Below are 19,190 nucleotides of genomic sequence, written 5' to 3' on the forward strand. Positions count from 1 at the left end.
CCCGATAGCGCGGATTTGCAATCCGTGCCCACAATACATCAAAACAATTTCTAATTTATTCTATAAATCTGAGCTGCCAAAATTTTGTGTTTTATAGATATTTTAAAAATGCATTAAAAAACAAAACTACTAACTTTTTACTATTTGCAGTTTTTGTGTTACTTGAATTTCTTTGCGTGCGCGGATTAAAAATCCGCGCTATCCTATGTGTGGAAAATATGCGCGCCAGCAGGAATTTTTTCTAAGTAATCTATCTCGACATTATCGAGATGAAACATACGATCTCTTTAGCCCTGATCGCAGCGGCATCCTCGCAGTCCCCATCCCGAAGCTTCGGGATGGGTCGGGGAGATATAGCCAAGAGCAGGAGGGATCTGGTTATGAAAACGAAGGCTTTCTGCTCCTAAAAAACAAATAATAAATTATACCTGAATTACCCCCAAATTAAATTTCTTTTCTATAGGGGAGTGATTTGCCGCTTCGATACCCATAGAGATCCAAGTTCGCGTGTCTAGAGGATCGATAATCGCATCGGTCCACAACCTAGAAGCAGCATAATAGGGAGAAACCTGCTCGTCGTATCTGGCTTTTATCTTGTCAAAAAGCGCCTTCTCTTTAGCTTCATCGACGATTTCGCCGCTTTTTTTCAACGAAGAAGCTTCGATTTGTGCCAATACTTTTGCGGCTTGCTTACCTCCCATAACAGCTAATTCAGCACTTGGCCAAGCAAATATTAATCTTGGATCATATGCTTTTCCGCACATCGCATAATTTCCAGCACCATAAGAATTCCCCACGATAACGGTGAATTTTGGCACTACAGAGTTGCTTACGGCATTAACCATTTTGGCACCGTCTTTTATGATTCCGCCTTGCTCTGATTTAGAACCCACCATAAAACCGGTAACATCTTGAACAAAAACTAGGGGGATTTTTTTCTGATTGCAATTGGCAATAAAACGGGTTGCTTTGTCTGCACTATCAGAGTAGATAACACCACCAAACTGCATTTCTCCATTTTTAGTTTTTACTACTTTTCGTTGGTTGGCAACAATTCCTACTGCCCAACCGTCAATTCTAGCATAACCAGTAATAATCGTTTGACCGTAACCGTCTTTATAAGGTTCAAATTCTGAGTTGTCCACAAGACGATTGATGATTTCCATCATGTCGTATTGCTCATTTCTGGCTTTTGGTAAAACACCGTATAGTTCTTTTTCGTCCAAGGTTGGTTTCGCAGGTTTCACTCGGCTATAACCGGCTTTATCAAAATCTCCAATTTTATCAACTATGTTTTTTATCTTGTCTAAGGCGTCTTTATCGTCTTTGGCTTTGTAATCTGTCACTCCTGAAATTTCACAGTGGGTTGTGGCCCCTCCTAAAGTTTCATTGTCAATACTTTCTCCAATGGCTGCTTTTACGAGATAGCTACCTGCTAGGAAGATACTGCCCGTTGCTTCTACAATGATTGCTTCATCACTCATTATAGGTAAATAAGCACCTCCTGCAACGCAGCTTCCCATTATAGCAGAAATTTGGGTAATTCCCATGCTACTCATTTGTGCGTTATTTCTAAAAATGCGTCCAAAATGTTCTTTGTCTGGGAATATTTCGTCTTGTAATGGTAAATAAACACCGGCACTGTCTACTAAATAGATGATGGGCAAGCGGTTTTCCATGGCAATTTCTTGTGCGCGAAGATTTTTCTTGGCCGTAATAGGAAACCAAGCTCCTGCTTTTACAGTAGCATCATTAGCAACGACAATACATTGTTTCCCTCTAATATACCCTATTTTTACTACAACACCTCCAGAGGGACACCCGCCATGATCAGCGTACATTCCTTCACCAACAAAAGCTCCAATTTCAATACACTTTGCTTTAGGATCTAATAAATAATCAATGCGTTCCCGCGCGGTCATTTTCCCTTCGCTATGCAATTTTTGAATTCTTTTTTCGCCTCCTCCCAATTTTACTTTAGCAAAGTTTTGTTTTAATTGAGACAATAAAAGTTTATTGTGATCTTCGTTTTTATTGAAGTTTAAATCCATGTTGTAATTGTGTTATAAATAGTTTGTGCTAAAATACAAAATCGAACGAAATAAAATTTATTATTTTACTTCCTTCGCGATTAATTTTCGACATAAAATCAAAAAAACAGAAGCGAACTCCTGTTTTTTACGAATATGATAATATCTACTTGTTTATTTTTTTGAATCGTTGACTAATCGTTTTAAAATAGCCCATTGTTTTAACGCATCTCGGGCTTCAACTGCAGGATAGCCTAGCACAGTTTTACCGGCAGGCACATCACCGGTTACGCCAGATCCAGCTCCTACGATGGCTCCACTTCCTAGTGTTGCATGGTCTTTTATGGAGGCGCTTCCGCCAATAATAACTCCATCACCCAAAGTTACAGAACCAGCTAATCCGCTGTGTCCTGCCATAATACAAAAGCGTCCCAGCTTGCTGTTGTGGCCTATTTGGACTAAATTGTCTATTTTGCAACCATCGCCTAATACTGTCGAACTAAATTTACCGCGGTCCACGCAAGAGTTGGCTCCAATTTCAACATTGTTTCCTATTATTACATTTCCTATTTGCGGTATTTTGACCAAACCTCTTTCAGGACAAGGGCGAAATCCAAACCCATCTGCTCCAACAGTCGCATTGGGATGTATGATGCAATCAGTACCGATGTGACAACGCTCTCTGACCACGGTTCCAGACCATAGAGTGGTATTCTTACCTATAGTACATTCATCTAGAATAGTTACGTTAGGATAAAGGATTGTGTTTTCTCCAATTTTCACGTTTGGTCCTACATAACAGCCAGCTCCTATTCTTGCCCCAGCTCCAATGGTAGCTGATTCATCAACAACTGCCGTTGGATGAATGTCAACATGAAATACAGGCATTGGATGAGCAAAAAGTTCTAAAACCTGAGACATCGCTAAATCTGCATTTTTGACTTTAATGAAAGCTCTGTTATCTCCAGGTTCGATTGAAATATCCTCGTTTACAACTGCAACGCAAGCTTTAGATGAATACCAAAGTTTTTCATATTTTTTGTTTCCGATAAATGTAATTTCTGAATCACTCGCGACCCCAAGTTGTTCAGGTGCTGTAATTGTCTGTGCGGTATTACCAATTAATACCCCTTTGAGGACTTCATTGATCTCTTGGACTGTATAGGATTTCATAATGGGACTGATAAATTTGGTAGTAGTATAATTTTCAAATAAAGTGATTTAGTCTTAAAATTCCAAATCTTTGCAGATACTTTAACACGATTAAAAGTAGCATTTATATAACTTTTTAAAGTAAATGTATAACGGAATAAAAAGATAAGCTACTATATTTGCATTTTAAGTTATGATTCCAGAACATGAAAAATATTCACATTAACTTCTCGATTTTCCTGCTTGTTTTTTCTTGTTTTTCGGTAAATGCTCAGGTTCAGGCCTTGTTTAACAGTAAAACTCAACTTCGGGATATGACGGAAAGATGGGAACTGGACACCACTTCGGCGAGAGGTACCTTTTTGGTTACCCCCTACAAGCCTATGTATGTGTTACCTATACGGTGGTCAAACAACCCTAATGAAAGGCCGGAATCAGGGAATATAGATCCGGATTATATCGCTCCGGCAGGAGTAGATTACAACAATATTGAAGCTAAATTTCAACTGAGTTTTAAGACTAAAGTGTTGCAAAGTATTTTTTGGGGACATGGTGATTTATGGTTGGCTTATACTCAAAAGTCACATTGGCAAATTTATAACAATACCCTTTCCCGCCCCTTTAGAGAAGTTAACTATGAACCCGAACTTATCTTGAATTTTCCGGTGAAGTTTAATTTATTCGGATTTAAGGCCAGGATGATGGGAGTCGCTTTGAATCATGAATCAAATGGGAAAAGCGATCCTTTTTCTAGGAGCTGGAACCGAATTATTTTACATGCAGGTTTTGAACGTAAAAATTGGACTGTTTATTTAAGGCCTTGGTTTCGCATGCCAGCTACTATTGATGATAATCCAGATATTTCAGAATATGTGGGTAGGGGGGATGTGAACGTAATTTATGTTAAAAACGGTAATATTCTTTCTTTTATAGGCAGTCATAATCTAAATTTTAATTCTAAAGCAAGAGGGAATGCTTCCTTTTCATGGTCTTATCCAGTCAGGAATAACTTAAAAGGCTATTTACTAATTTCCCACGGCTATGGTGAAACCTTGATCGATTATAACAATCTGCAAACGACTGTTGGTGTCGGTGTTTCTTTAATCGAATGGTTGTAAAATAAACTACTTCCATTTCAGTGACTGCTATTAAAGGAGTGAAATAGTAAAAGCTAGTTATTTGAATTTTAGTTAATAGTAAGTGGAATGCTAAATTTAACACGACCTATTTTACCATCTACTTTTCCGGGAATCCACAAAGTATTATTGAATAATACTCTTAAGGCTTCCTTATATATTTTATAATTAAGTCCGTGGATTATTTTGCAATCTTTTAAAGTCTCATCGATTTGAACAACATAGGCAACTTTTATTTGTCCTTTAGCACTATTAGGGGACTTAAAATTTTTCCAACATATTTATAAAATTCGTTTATCCGTCCGGGGAATTCAGGTTTTGTATAACAAGGAAAAAAAGTAATATGACTTCCGTTTTCATCAAAATATTTTCCGTTAATAAATTCATCGTTTTTATAATTTTCGGTATGCTTGATTTGACTGTTTTCATAATAGAGATTTTAAATTCCATTCATTTTTCCCTTTATGTAAAACAATTCTTTTTCTTTGTTTCCATTTTTGTACCAGCTTTCAAACGTACCGTTTAAAATGCGTTTTTTGAAATTAGAAAATTGATCGCAATTGCGTTTTGTTCCAGCAATAGAATAAGTGCTTCTAGTTGTACCTTCTTAAGTATCATCATACACGCTTTAATATCTATCCCCTTCAGCGGTAGATAATTCTTAGAGTCTTCGGTGTAATATACTTTTTTTTTGCGAGTGAAAAGTAACTGAAAATAATAAAGCTTAAAGGAATAATAATTTTTGCATAAAAACAGTATTAATTTTTTTTCAGTGCGAACATAAAAAATCCTACAGTATAGTCTTTTACTTACTGTAGGATTTGTATTTTTTTGTAAGAATAGATTTATTCTTCGTCTTCGTTTTCGTCTTTTTGTCCCATCATCATTAAATAGGCTTTTAAGAACTCGTCGATTTCTCCATTCATCACACCGTCGACATTGCTGGTTTCATAACCAGTACGCACGTCTTTTACTAATTTATAAGGTTGCATCACATAATTGCGAATTTGCGAACCCCATTCTATTTTCATTTTTCCGGCTTCAATATCAGCACGCTGCGCCAATTGTTTTTTTAATTCAATTTCGTACAACTGAGAACGAAGCATTTGCATAGCACGTTGTCTATTGTCTTGTTGTGAACGCGTTTCTGAACACTGAATTTGAATTCCTGTGGGTTTGTGAAACAGCTGTACTTTGGTTTCCACCTTATTCACGTTCTGCCCACCAGCACCGCTGGATCTAGACGTTGTGATTTCGATATCGGCAGGATTAATATCGATTTCGATACTGTCATCCACTAATGGATATACATATACGGAAGCAAAAGAAGTGTGCCGTTTAGCATTACTGTCAAACGGTGATATTCGCACGAGGCGATGTACTCCATTCTCTCCTTTTAAGTATCCAAAAGAATAATCTCCTTCAAACTCCAGCGTAACGGTTTTTATACCGGCAGCTTCTCCTTTTTGAAAATTCAGTTCTTTTATTTTGTACCCATATTTTTCACCCCACATCATGTACATGCGCATCAGCATCTCGGCCCAATCGCAACTTTCGGTACCTCCTGCTCCTGAAGTAATTTGTAATACAGCACTTAAGCTATCCCCTTCATCGGAGAGCATGTTCTTGAACTCAATCGCCTCAATATGATTTGCAATGTTTGAATATTGTTCCTCTAGTTCTTCTCCTGTGAGCTCGCCTTCTCGATAAAACTCATAGGCTAATTCCAATTCGTCAGTCATTGTGACCGCCTTATCGTAATCTTCAATCCATTTTTTCTTATTTCGAAGATTTCTTACAATTAGTTCCGCTTCTTTTGCATTATTCCAAAAATCCGGTGCAAAAGTCTTTTCTTCTTCGTTAGAAATTTCAATTAGTTTGGCATCAACGTCAAAGATACCTCCTCAACGCACCAAGGCGCTCCACAATACCTTTAATTTGTTCGGTAGTTGTCATAAATTATGTAATTTTGTGGGACAAAAATAAGAAAATTTTTTACGTATTGACTATTCAATCGTAATCTGTATTAAAATAAAAAATAAATCAATGGAAATAAATTTAATTAGCGACACGGTAACAAAGCCAACACATGAAATGTTGCAGTATATGTTTGATGCCGAAGTGGGCGATGATGTCTATAGGCAAGATCCAACGGTTATAGCATTGGAAACAAAAACAGCAGCACTATTCGGTATGGAAGCAGGTCTGTTTTTTCCGTCTGGAATAATGGCAAATCAAACAGCTATAAAAGTACATACACAGCCAGGCGAGCAATTGATTGCGGACAAATATGCACATGTTTATCACTATGAAGGCGGAGGAGTTTCTTTCAATAGCGGGGTGTCTTGTTGTTTACTTGATGGCAAACGCGGTATGATTAACGCGCAGCAAGTAGCCGGTGCAATCAATGATCCTGATTTTTACAACAGTCCGTTAACCAGTCTGGTATGCGTGGAAAATACAACCAATAAGGGTGGTGGTGCTTGTTATGAAATAGAAGATTTACAAAAGATAAAAGAAGTTTGCGTTGCCAATAATTTAAAGTTTCACATGGATGGTGCCCGAATCTGGAATGCCTTAGTAGCCAAAAAACAGGATCCAAAATTGTACGGTCCCTTATTTGACACTATTTCCGTTTGTCTTTCTAAAGGGCTCGGAGCGCCAGTAGGTTCTGTTTTATTAGCTGATAAAGCTACCATTTCCAGAGCCTTAAGAGTCCGTAAAATGTTAGGAGGAGGAATGAGACAAGTAGGTTATCTTGCTGCTGCTGGAATTTATGCTTTAGATCATAATATCGAACGCCTCGAGGAAGATCACCGAAGAGCAAAAGAGCTTGCTAGCGTCCTTAGTAAGGCAAGTTGGGTTGCTGCGGTAGAACCTGTTGAAACTAATATCTTGATTTTTTCTTTGGCTCCAAATTGCAATGATCAGGCATTAATAGAGAAATTAAAGCAAAAAAATATTTCCATCAGTTCTCTGGGACCTGGTAAACTTAGAATAGTGACTCATCTTGATTACAGGGAAGTAATGCATACTTACGTTTTAGAGACCTTAAGTAAGCTTAAAATGTAGTTTTTTATTAAACATAAAAAGGTTTAGCACATTGATAATGCTAAACCTTTTATTTTTCTATTCGAATAAATTATGCATCTCAAAAATAATTAATGTACTAAAAGTAAAGAGTTTTTAATTTGGTAATTTTTCTAAAATAATCATATTAGATGCATCAATAATACTTACGAATTCTGATGAATCTGATAAAATATTATATTTCAAAATTCCTGCTTTATTATTCAAATTCGCAATAGTCACATATTGATTATTTGATGAATCAATAAAACCTTGACCAGAGAAAGTATCTAAACCATAAGCTTCGGCTGATAAAAGGTCAGCGTAAGTGTTGTTAAATAAGTCAATTTTAATAAGGGTAACTCCGACAATAACTGCTTTTAAACCTTATACCATACAAAACAGTATTGTTCTTCATTGATGCTCTTGTGAAAGATAGCGCTGTGTTGGTGGTGTTGAAAAATGTAGTTTTCGCAATTTGGCCGTCTAAGTTTATTTCTACTGTATTGTATTTATAACTAGAGCTGTAGAATTTTGCTCTATTTGTGCATGTTGAAAAAGAGCTTCTTTAGTTGAACGAAATTCCGGTATACAGAACGTCGAAAGTAACTGGACTGATGCTTAATAAATAACATATTGATTTAGAATCATTCTTATTCGATTTTAATATTCGTTCTAATAATTTTTTAGATTGATTCCATTCTAATAATAGTAATGCGGGATCTGAGACATTCAACTCGCTGGGATAAACTAGAGATTTTGTGCGGGTTGTTTTTGTTTTTTTATCTAAAATGAATAGTTTATCTCGTGACAAACGTTCTATCAAGAAAAAATCGTCTGCGTTGGAAGTGACCGTATTTAAATTTAAAAAAGCGTTACTATTAAAGCCATTAAATTTCGAATAAGAAGTAATAGCGCCAGTATTATTTCCGATTTTATTGACTTCACCTATTGAGTTAATTGTTAAATAACTAAAATTAGCAACGATTGTACTACGCTCCATAGTTGGTTACGGTTCACTGCTGCAGGAAACTAAAAAATGGCGCAACTAAGCGCCATTAATCTTATTTTTGATTTTATTTTTATTTGAATAATTCGTCCATTCCTGGCATCATCGGCATATCCATTTTTGCAACTGCATCAAGTTCCGCTTCATTTACCTTACTCGCTTTCTCGATTGCTTTGTTCATCACTAAAATCATATAATCTTCTAATTGCTCTTTGTCTTGCAGTAAGTCATCGGCAATAGTGACTGATGTTATTTTTCTGTTGGCAGTTATCGTCACTTTTAATAAACCATCTGTACTTTGTTCATCAACGAGAACTGTATCCAGGCGTTTTTTAGTTTCTTCCATTTTTTGTTGGGTTTCTTTAAGTTTACCCATCATTCCCATTAAGTCCATTTTTTATAATTTAAAAATTATTGAAAAACGAAATTACGAATTTTGAAGGAATAAGCAATGTTAAATAAGACGAAAAACCGATGCGTTATAGAACCGCTTTGTTTATTTTTGTAACATCTTACAAATACGAAAAACTCACAAAATGATAGAAAACATCGAGCCGCCAGTTGCTAAAATTATACCAACAGAATTAGAAAAATTCGGGGACATTAGAGTTGATAATTATTTTTGGTTAAAAGATCGAGAAAATCCTGAAGTCATTGACTATCTGCACAAGGAAAATAACTATTATCAAAAAATGACTGCTCACACGCAGGAATTTCAAAAAGAATTATTTGAAGAAATGAAAGCCAGAATCAAGGAAGACGATGAATCGGTTCCCTATTTATATAACGGCTACTATTATATTACTCGTTTTGAAACAGGTAAAGATTATCCTATTTATTCTCGAAAAAAAGAAAGCCTTTCCGCAAAAGAAGAGATCATGTTGGATTGTAATGAATTAGCAAAAGGGAAAAAATACTTCAAGCTAAGCGGATTGAGTATCAGTGAGGACAATCAACTTGCTTCATACGCCATAGATTTAGTCGGTAGAAGAATTTATACTTTAGAAGTAAAAAATCTGATTACAGGCGAAATATTGAGTGATAAAATTGAAAATATAACGGGAAATTCCACTTGGGCAAATGATAATCAAACGATTTTTTATACTACTCAAGATGCTAATACTTTGCGTTCCGATACCGTTTTAAAGCATAAATTAGGCACCGACACAGCTGAAGATGAAGTAGTTTATTTTGAAAAAGATGATACTTTTGATGTAGCCGTGGGTAAAGAAAAATCAAAAAAATATATTTTGATATGCTCATCAAGTACGCTAACAACAGAATTTAGAACTTTATTAGCAGACAATCCAAATGGGAAGTTTAAAGTTTTTCAGAAAAGAAAAAGAGGCTTAGAGTACAGTATATCTCATTTTGAAGACCACTTTTATATCGTTACCAATAAGGATAAAGCAATTAATTTCAAACTGATGAAAACGCTAGAGTCCAAAACTTCAATGGATAATTGGGAAGATGTTCTTGCTCATAGGGAAGATGTTTTGCTCGAGGATATTGATATTTTTAGAGACTTTTTGGTCGTTTCTGAGCGCAGTAATGGCTTGTGTAAAATTCGAATTATGCCTTGGAATGGAGAAGCAGAGTATTATTTACCCTTTGAAAGTGAAACCTATACTGCTCATGCCACTTCAAACGTTGATTTTGATACTGATATTTTGCGATATGCGTTTCAATCTATGGCGACACCTGCATCGATTATTGATTTCGATATGAAAACTAAAGAAAAGACAGTCCGCAAAGAACAGGAAGTGCTTGGTGGTAGCTTTGATAAGGATAATTATATTGAAGAACGTGTTTGGGCTACTGCCAAAGATGGAACCCAGATACCTATTTCTATGGTATATAAGAAAGGTTTGAAAAAAGATGGAAAAAATCCATTGTTGTTATATGCCTATGGTTCTTATGGTCATTCCATGGATGCCTATTTTTCATCAACAAGACTTTCTTTATTAGATAGAGGTTTTGTGTATGCTATAGCGCACATTCGAGGAGGTGAAGATTTAGGAAGACAATGGTATGAAGGTGGGAAATTATTAAAAAAGAAAAATACGTTTAAGGATTTTATAGATTGTTCTAAATATGTAATTGAACAAAAATATACTTCTGCAAAACATTTATATGCTGAAGGTGGTTCTGCTGGAGGATTATTGATGGGCGTTATTTTAAATATGGCACCCAAATTATATCATGGTGTGATTGCTCAAGTTCCTTTTGTAGATGTCGCCACTACGATGTTAGACGAAACCATTCCATTAACAACTGGAGAATATGATGAATGGGGAAATCCAAATGTTAAAAGGTATTATAAGTACATGAAATCGTATTCTCCTTATGACAATGTAAAGCCTCAAGCCTATCCTAATATGTATATATCAACGGGTTTGCATGATTCGCAAGTGCAGTATTGGGAGCCCGCTAAATGGGTCGCTAAGCTGCGAACTTTGAAAACAAATAATACGCTATTGTTTTTAGATACTAATATGGATGCAGGACATGGAGGCGCATCTGGAAGGTTTGAAGCCATTAAGGAATTAGCGAAGGAATTTAGTTTTTTATTAGATTTAGAGAAGATTAAAGAATAATTCTAAAAGTCATATGAAATTTGGTAGTTGCTGTTGTCTGATAACTCTCTCTTCGACTGACTATTTTTTTTATCAAAAAAGAAATAGAAGCAAACATATTTTTTTAGCGTTGATTAAGAATGTATTTCTGATGAAGCTAAATAAAGTAAAAAAAGAGAGAAGTTTATCCTATTTGTTGCGTATTTGATTACCATCAATGAGCTAGCAAGGATAGCGATGAATAAAGTAGACCTGTTGCTAAAGAAATAGTCATTAAACGCGCTTGGCTAGTAATTATATTTCTATTTTACAGGTAATATGGCAGTAGTTAGCTCTAGGTGCGTTAGATGAAAACGGTAACGGTATTGCTATGTTTCATGACTTTAGATCTCCTTTTACAAGCAAAATATCCTGTAATTAGTGGATGAATGGGAAGAGATATTTTGATAGTGTACATTATTAATAAATTATAAGATAGCATATCATAATTTTTTACAAAAAAACTACCAGAGAAATACGGGAGTTTTTTTTGTTTCGTTACCTGTCTAGCAGTTCATAAAAGGCTTTTTTTCGATTGGATACAGATCTGGTTGTATTGCAAATAATGAATCAGTATACTACATGTAGTTTAAATGTGCTGCATTTAATTCGATTAAATAGTAATTCATTATGTTAATGGGAATATAAGTTTTTAACTTCCTGCTCTGCTCTGGAATAACAATTTTAAATTAAAGATTCCTTATTATTAATGGACATAAGAGCGGGCGAAAATTAAAAAGCTTTAAACCTAAAAACGTAAGAAGTTATTTTATTTACGTTTCCGTTTTTGGAAGTAACATCTGCTTCTATATTCTGAAAATTTTCAAAGTTAAATAGTATTTTATCTCCAATATTGATTTTATTATTTCTATTAGATCTCTTCAACATACATTCTAAAATAGAAATATGTGCATGATAATTTTGAATATTTAATGTCATTTTTTTGTGTTGAATCGCAGTTTGTGCAAACACAAACAAACATACTTTGATTATAAGTTTTGTGCTTACATCTGTGGTTTAAGGATTTATTTATGCAAGGATGAGTGTTGTTTCTACAAAAAAACACTTAATGCCTAATGCAAACGCTCTCTTATTTCAATGATTCATTTACCTTCATTTCTCTAATTAGATAAGCAAAGACTTCCTTAATCAGCATTTTATAGGTGTTCATGCAGCAAACAATTTCATTTAAAACTTAAAAATAAACTCCATACTGTCCAGTTGCGAAGTTTAAGACTCATTAATTAATTAATAGCCGTTTTTTAAATAATTTTTTGGTGATTAAGTTGCTTTGAATAATCTACTAATTTCTGTTCTTGCTTAAAAATAAGCGTTTTCATTTTTAAAATTAGAAGTGATTTCCAAGTACTAAATTCGTTTTAGACTAGATCAGGCTATTATTGCAAGATTTATAAAGCTAAAACGGCACTAATTTAAAAAGGAGCTAAAAATTAAATTTCAAGTTGAAAACAACCATTTAAACGGTCCAACTCTTAGCTGAAAACCGAAAGTGAATTACAACGCTCGACCTGAAAAAACACCAGATTTGGAGCCATTTCATTCAAGACGTATTATAATTCACTTCCGTAATTAGTAATCAAAAAGATTAAACTACTTTTTCAACTCTTATTTCCATCCACCGCCAAGTGCTTCATATAAAGTAACTACTGATAGTAACTGTTGTAGTTTGCTATCAATCACATTCAATTCGGCACCCAAGGCACTTTGTCTAGCAGTTAATAAATCGAGGTAAGTAGCATAGCCATTTATCAATAATTCATTAGAATTACTTTCAGCATTTCGTAAAGCTTCTACTTCAAGCGTGCGAAATTCAAACTTTTTTGTTTCAGCTTTGTACGTGTATAATGCATCAGAAACTTCTTTTCCTGCTATTAATAAAGACTTTTTAAACATTAATAAAGCTTGTTCTTGTCGGGCAAGAGCAACTTCTTTTTGGGTCTTGATTTGTCTTCTCTTGAATATCGGTTGTGTTAAACCGCCTACAACAGTCGCAAACAATGAATTGGCGCTGAATAACTTTTCAAAATCCAAACTTTGAAATCCACCAGTAGCCGTAAGTGTCAACGAAGGATAAAAATTACTTTGAGCAACATTAGTAAGTTCAAAAGCTTGAATCAAATTGTACTCTGCAGCAATCACATCAGGTCGGTTGCGCAATAGTGAAGCGGGTACTCCTACCTTGAGTTCTGTATCTAAATTTTGGTTGTCAAGTACACCGCGGTCATACTGTTGTGGTTCTTTCCCTAATAAAATACTCAAGGTGTTTTCAGTTTTAAAAATAGCAGCTTCTATGTCCACTTGCAACGCTCGAGCATTGTTGTATAATGCACTGTTTTGATCAACGGCAACCTGCGATACATATCCCGCATCTTTTAAAGCTTGAATTGTAGTAACGCTGGTCTCTCGCACAGCAACGCTTTTTTTAGTGATTTTCAATTGCGCATCTGAAGAAAGTAATTGATAGTAGGTCGACGAAATGTCTGCAATTAAACGTGTTTTAACCGCTTGATGGGCTGCGACACTTTGCAAATAATTCGCTTCAAAAGCACGCTTATTGCTTCTGATTTTCCCCCAAATATCCGCTTCCCAAGACAAATCAGCGGTTACAGCATACTGGTCAATCGCTCCATTAAAAAAGGAACCAAATTGACTGTTTCGTGCTAATTCTTGATGTGTTGCAGTTGCACCAGCAGATAATGTGGGTAAATATCCCGCTTTTCCTTGTTTTTCATATGCTTCCGCAGAAAGCATTTGCTGTATAGCTACGCGAATATCGATGTTGTTTGCTAAACCTTCATCAATGTACTTGACTAAATATGGATCTGTGAACATTTCCTTCCAAGACACCTCAGCCATAGACAAACTATCGGAAGGCAAGGCATCCGTTCTAAAAAGATTTTCGGTTTCTTTAACTTGTGGTCGCTCATAGGTTTTCGCTACAAAGCAACTTTGAAGGGTAAGTGCTGAAACCATCAACACTGCCATATTTCTAAAGATTCGTTGTTTAAGAATTGCTATCATTATATTGATTCTTCTTTAAGTTCTTTTTCTTGATTTTCTTTTTTGGGTGCACCTGATATTTTTTCCTGAAGCCACTGGAAGAAGATGAATAGTATTGGAATGACAAAGACACCCAAAACAGTTCCTACTAATAAACCTCCTACCGCTCCAGTACCAATTGAACGGTTACCTGCCGCCCCAACTCCATTTGCTAATACAAGCGGTGTCAAACCTAGAATAAAAGCAAATGAAGTCATTAAAATAGGTCTTAAACGTGCTTCAGCTCCGTTAATAGCCGCATCTACTAAATCTTCACCGTTTCTTCTTCGTTGCAGGGCAAATTCCACAATCAAAATGGCGTTTTTTGCTAGAAGTCCAAGTAACATAATTAATGCAATCTGGAAATAAATATTATTTTCTAACCCTGCCATTTGTGTTGTAAAATAAGCGCCAAATACTCCTAATGGTAGCGATAATAATACAGAAAAAGGAATTAGATAACTTTCATATTGAGCTGCCAATAGGAAATAGACAAACACTAATGACAGTAAGAAGATTGTTGTTGTTTGATTTCCAGCATCTACCTCTTCTCGTGTCAAACCAGAATAAGCTGTCGAATAATTTGAGGGTAAGGTTGCAGCGACTTCTTCTACTGCTTTAATGGCATCACCTGAACTAAATCCTGGATTGGGTGCAGCGGTTAATTTTGTTGAATTATACAAATTAAAACGAGTTACTGATTGCGGTCCATACACTTTCTTTAAGGTTACAAACGCAGTTATAGGCGTCATTTCTCCCGTTCCAGTTCGCACATATAATTTATCCAAATCCTTTAACTCCGCACGATCCTCTGGTAATGCTTGTACGTAGACGCGGTATTGTTTTCCAAATCTTGAAAAATCAGCTGCGAAAATGCCCCCTATGTACCCCTGCAATGTTGAAAAGATACTGCTAATTGGCACGCCCAATTCTTTTGCTAAAGCCGTGTTCAACTCAATTTCGTATTGTGGATAGTTGGTATTAAATGACGATTGTGCATATTGAATTTCGGGACGCTGCGTCAACTTGGCAATAAAGTCTTGCGTTGTTTCATCTAATTTGGAAAAACTTCCACCAGAGCGATCCAAAAGATTGACCTCAACACCTGCAGAACTTCCAAAACCAGGAATACTTGGAGGTGCAAAAAAGAGGATATTGGCTTCTGGTATAGTGGCGGCAATTGCAAACATCTGACCAGTAATACTTTTTATTGACAATGAATCCGCTATTCGTTCGTTCCAATCGTCTAATCGAATAAATCCGAGTCCGTTATTACTTCCTTCGCCTCCTAAAAAGCTTCGTCCTTCAATCACAGAACCGCCTTTTACCCCAGGAATCTTCGTTATTTTTTCATACAATTTTTTGTTAACTTGATGGGTCCGGTCAATGGATGAACCTGCTGGAAGTTCTACATTCAAAAAGATAATTCCTCGATCTTCATCAGGTACAAATCCAGTAGGTAAAACGGATGACGAATAATAAATAGCTCCAACTGCTGCCAAAAGAGCCACTGCTGTTATCCATTTATTTCTGTATAGAAAATAGAGTGATTTTCCGTATTTCTTTACTGTTGCATTAAATCCTCGATTAAATCCGTCAAAAAAGCGTCCAAGAAATCCCTTCTTTTTACTACCTTGTTTATCATCATGTCCTTTTAAAAACAAGGCACACAATGCTGGACTTAGGGTTAATGCATTGATTGCCGAGATAACAATTGCCACAATTAAAGTGACACCAAACTGCTCATAAAATACACCAGTCGGCCCTTGAACAAATGTAACGGGAATAAATACCGCAGCCATAACCAACGTAATTGAAATAATAGCTCCCGAAATATCATGCATCGCCTCAACAGTTGCTTTTTTCGGGTCATGTTCCCCTTCATCAATCTTAGCATGCACGGCTTCAACCACCACAATAGCATCATCTACTACAATACCGATGGCTAAAACCAAGGCAAATAGCGTTAATAAATTGATAGAGTAACCAAATAAATTCAGAAAGAAAAAGGTACCTATAATCGAAACTGGAACCGAAATAGCCGGAATCAAGGTCGACCTGAAATCTTGAAGGAAAATAAATACTACTAAGAACACAAGTAAGAACGCTTCTGCCAGTGTAGTTACTACTTTTTCTATCGAAGCATTCAGGAAATTATTGGTGTTGTATGGAACAAATAGCTCTATTCCCTTTGGTAAATCGCCTTTGACCTTCTCAAGTCGTTGTTCAATTTCTAAAATAATATCTCGTGCGTTGGATCCTTTTGTCTGAAAAATCCCTAGGTTAACTGCTGGATTTCCCATCGTAGAACCACCACCCGAATAGGATTGTGCGCCAAGTTCAACCTTTGCTACATCATTCAATCTTAAAAACTGTCCGTTACCGAGCGCTTTAATAATAATGTTACTGTATTGTTCTTCGGTTTTAAATCGTCCACCGTACTTGATAACATAACTAAAAGCTTCTCCTGCATTTTCACCTAACGAACCCGCAGCAGCTTCTAAACTTTGCTCCTGAAGCGCGGCCGTAACATCTGTAGGAATCAATCCATAAGCTGCTAATTTTTCTGGTTTTAACCAAATTCGCATAGCGTAATCTTTAGCACCAAAAACGCTAACATTACCCACGCCATTTACCCTTTGCAATTCAGGAATAATATTAATTTTTAAATAGTTCTGAATGAATGTATCATTATAGTCGGGGTTTGTGCTGTAAAACGACATATACATTAAGGCGCTATTTTGTTGCTTTTGGGTAGTGACACCTGTTTGCAAAACGGCTTGCGGTAATAAAGGACTTGCCCTAGAAACCCTATTTTGAACGTTTACTGCTGCAATATCTGGATCAACATTTTGGTCAAAAAATACGGTGATGGACGCTGCACCTGTATTGGAGGCTGTTGACGTTAAATAGGTCATGCCTTCCACACCGTTAATTTGCTCTTCTAGCGGGATAATGACACTTTCCAAGATGGTTTCTGCATTTGCCCCAGGATAATTTGCATTTACTGTTACCGTTGGTGGCGCAATATCTGGGTATTGCGTAATGGGTAAAGCTGTAAGTCCCAAAACACCCAAAATCACTATGATGACGGAGATAACGGTGGAGAGGACTGGTCTTTCTATAAATGTTTTTAACATGTGTTCTAGCGTTGTTTGATTATCTAAATACTTGTTTAATAGGCTTTGACACACGGTCAAAAGGAACTTCTATTGGTTTTATCTTGGTATCGCCTCTTAATTTTGCGAGCCCTGTGGCAATAATTTTGTCCCCAACTTTTACGCCTTCTGAAACTACAAACACGTTCTCTATGTCTGCTACAATAGCAATAGGAGTTGAAACGGCCATACTGTCTTTGCCCACCTTATAAACATATGTTGTGCCTTGTCGTTCGTACGTAGATTCTTTTGGAACCGCAATTGCATCAGTATAGGTCTTAGGGATTTTAATTGTCCCACTGTTACCGTTAGTCAGTAATCGAGATGGATTATCAAAAAACGGCACGAAAAGTGACTGAACCCGTTTTAGCATTTACTTGCGAGTTGATTGTTTCAATGGTTCCTTTCTTTTCATAATCGCTACCGTTGACTAAAACTAAAGTCACTTTTGGAAGAAATTTAATTTTGTCTTCAATCGTTTTTCCTTTTGCATTTTGCAGAAAATTCAAATAGTCTTTTTCGTTCATAGAGAAATATGCATACACTTTACTAATCTGCGAGACCGTAGTTAGAGGTTCTTGACTTGTTGGACTCACTAAAGCACCTTTTCGCAAATTAATTAAACCAACATAACCGTCCACCGGACTTTTTATTACACCGTAATTTATATTTGCAATAATACTGTTGTACGCACTTCTTGCTTGTTGAAGTTTTGCCTTTGCGGACTCCAATTGCACGCTACTGATGATATTTTTTTCTACCAATGGTTTCAACTTATCCACTTCAACTTGAGCTACATTAACATTTGCTTTCGCAGCTGAAGCATCTTGATTAAGCAATTGAGTTTCTAATTTGAATAAGTCTTGCCCTCGGTAAACGTGCTTCCCTTCATCTACCAATACATCAGTGATGTATCCGGAAATTTTGGCTCGAACTTCACTGTTTATAATTCCTTCAATACTAGCGGGGTAGGATGTATAACCCGTGACAGTTTTAAGAGGTATTGTAGTGACCTCAAATTGCGCTGGGCCAGCAGGACCTTGTGGTGCTTCTTCTTTTTTTCCGCAATTTACTAAAAGTGCAAGGAGAAAAAATGAGCTTATAAGTTGCAAGTTATTCTTTTTCATTAGTTAAAATTTTGTCGTTTTTTGTATAATATTAGTTCTTAATTTTGATATGGATTGTGTTGCTTCATTTAGGAATTTAATGTAATCTTCGTGAAAATCCAAAATGAATTTTGTGTCTTCCTCAAGCGCTTTATTGGCATTGATTTTAAAATCCATAATCTCTAAATGCAATTGCTTTTGCTCTTCCCAATGATTGACTAATGAATTAACTCCTTGCAGTATAGTGTCACGGTTGAGAATAAAATATTTTTTTCTATCACCAGTCTTGGTAAAATATTCTACTTTTTTTAAATCTTGTAAATGATTGAGGTGGGTCGAAACAGTACTTTTACTGGCAGAAAGATTAGAAACCAAATCCTCAAAAGTGGACCCTTGCTTACCTGTGAGCATAATATAAGATAAAATTCGAGCTTCCACGGGTGCCAAATTATCTTTGCTTTCGAGATGAATACCCAATTTTTCGACTAAAAGCGCTTTTTTTTTCTTTAACTCTTCTTCCATTATGTATAATTGTGTTTGCTATTAATGCAAAACTACAACTAGTTCGTAAATAACCGAACTATCAGAAGTTAATAGATTGTTAATTGAAAAACATCGGTATGATGGTTGGTATTAAATTTGATACCCACTTTTGGGTTTACGATTTGGATTATCAGAATATTGGAAATCAAAAAAACAATCCTTTTTCAGGATAATGATACTACAATTTTATTTTTACTAGACTTTTAAGTTTGCGCAGATTGGCTTGCAAGTTCGATTTTAGCACTATTTTTCCATAATTAATACTTTTTTTTTGGTCACATAGATTTTCCGGGTAGTTAACTAAAAATTTTT

At 35.8% G+C, this 19,190-nt stretch carries 13 protein-coding genes; 3 read left to right on the plus strand and 10 right to left on the minus strand.

Annotated elements, in window-relative coordinates; genetic code table 11:
- Positions 1-422 precede the first annotated feature (422 nt).
- Complete coding sequence (locus A3SG_RS0112670; protein WP_016990395.1) at positions 423-2,051, minus strand: acyl-CoA carboxylase subunit beta; 1,629 nt, start codon at positions 2,049-2,051, stop codon at positions 423-425.
- A 153-nt stretch (positions 2,052-2,204) separates the two neighbouring features.
- On the minus strand, positions 2,205-3,203 hold the full coding sequence (gene lpxD, locus A3SG_RS0112675) for a UDP-3-O-(3-hydroxymyristoyl)glucosamine N-acyltransferase (protein ID WP_016990396.1): 999 nt from the start codon (positions 3,201-3,203) through the stop codon (positions 2,205-2,207).
- Positions 3,204-3,388: 185 nt separating this feature from the next.
- On the opposite strand from lpxD, the gene A3SG_RS19835 reads away from it, so the two are divergent.
- The gene (locus tag A3SG_RS19835; RefSeq protein ID WP_016990397.1) at positions 3,389-4,300 is read left to right on the plus strand and encodes a phospholipase A; all 912 of its coding nucleotides are present in this window, start codon (positions 3,389-3,391) and stop codon (positions 4,298-4,300) included.
- An 863-nt stretch (positions 4,301-5,163) separates the two neighbouring features.
- On the opposite strand, the gene prfB is transcribed toward A3SG_RS19835, so the two are convergent.
- Positions 5,164-6,274 (minus strand): peptide chain release factor 2 gene (gene prfB / locus A3SG_RS0112695; RefSeq protein WP_157485458.1). Its coding sequence is split into 2 segments (ribosomal slippage): positions 5,164-6,210 and positions 6,212-6,274, totalling 1,110 coding nucleotides; the frame shifts between segments, so codons are not numbered across the junction.
- Between the two features lie 90 nt (positions 6,275-6,364).
- Here prfB and A3SG_RS0112700 point away from each other — a divergent pair.
- Positions 6,365-7,390, plus strand: a complete 1,026-nt coding sequence (locus tag A3SG_RS0112700; protein ID WP_016990401.1) for a threonine aldolase family protein — start codon at positions 6,365-6,367, stop codon at positions 7,388-7,390.
- 565 nt (positions 7,391-7,955) lie between these two features.
- Here the strand turns inward: A3SG_RS0112700 and A3SG_RS0112710 are convergent.
- A complete protein-coding gene (locus A3SG_RS0112710; protein ID WP_016990403.1) occupies positions 7,956-8,390 on the minus strand; it encodes a hypothetical protein in 435 nt (144 codons plus the stop codon).
- 79 nt (positions 8,391-8,469) lie between these two features.
- Positions 8,470-8,790, minus strand: coding sequence for a YbaB/EbfC family nucleoid-associated protein (locus A3SG_RS0112715; RefSeq protein WP_016990404.1), 321 nt, complete (start codon positions 8,788-8,790; stop codon positions 8,470-8,472).
- 142 nt (positions 8,791-8,932) lie between these two features.
- Here A3SG_RS0112715 and A3SG_RS0112720 point away from each other — a divergent pair, with 142 nt between their 5' ends.
- The gene (locus A3SG_RS0112720; RefSeq protein WP_016990405.1) at positions 8,933-10,993 is read left to right on the plus strand and encodes a S9 family peptidase; all 2,061 of its coding nucleotides are present in this window, start codon (positions 8,933-8,935) and stop codon (positions 10,991-10,993) included.
- A 1,644-nt stretch (positions 10,994-12,637) separates the two neighbouring features.
- Here A3SG_RS0112720 and A3SG_RS0112730 read toward each other — a convergent pair.
- From A3SG_RS0112730 to A3SG_RS0112745, 5 genes are read right to left on the minus strand one after another with little or no spacing between them, the layout of a single operon-like run.
- Positions 12,638-14,053, minus strand: a complete 1,416-nt coding sequence (locus tag A3SG_RS0112730) for an efflux transporter outer membrane subunit (RefSeq protein ID WP_029596798.1) — start codon at positions 14,051-14,053, stop codon at positions 12,638-12,640.
- Positions 14,053-17,211 (minus strand): efflux RND transporter permease subunit, encoded by a 3,159-nt coding sequence (locus tag A3SG_RS0112735; protein WP_016990408.1) that lies wholly within the window; start codon positions 17,209-17,211, stop codon positions 14,053-14,055. The genes A3SG_RS0112730 and A3SG_RS0112735 overlap by 1 nt, the downstream gene beginning before the upstream one ends.
- 19 nt (positions 17,212-17,230) lie before the next feature.
- Positions 17,231-17,602, minus strand: coding sequence for a hypothetical protein (locus tag A3SG_RS22980; protein WP_316945245.1), 372 nt, complete (start codon positions 17,600-17,602; stop codon positions 17,231-17,233).
- Positions 17,562-18,356 carry an efflux RND transporter periplasmic adaptor subunit gene (locus A3SG_RS19840; protein ID WP_316945246.1) on the minus strand — a complete coding sequence of 265 codons (795 nt, stop codon included), beginning with the start codon at positions 18,354-18,356 and terminating at the stop codon, positions 17,562-17,564. The genes A3SG_RS22980 and A3SG_RS19840 overlap by 41 nt, the downstream gene beginning before the upstream one ends.
- Before the next feature lie 3 nt (positions 18,357-18,359).
- On the minus strand, positions 18,360-18,857 hold the full coding sequence (locus A3SG_RS0112745) for a GbsR/MarR family transcriptional regulator (RefSeq protein ID WP_016990409.1): 498 nt from the start codon (positions 18,855-18,857) through the stop codon (positions 18,360-18,362).
- Positions 18,858-19,190 lie beyond the last annotated feature (333 nt).

This window comes from Flavobacterium sp. ACAM 123 (assembly GCF_000264055.1).
In the GTDB taxonomy this organism is placed as follows: Bacteria; Bacteroidota; Bacteroidia; order Flavobacteriales; family Flavobacteriaceae; genus Flavobacterium.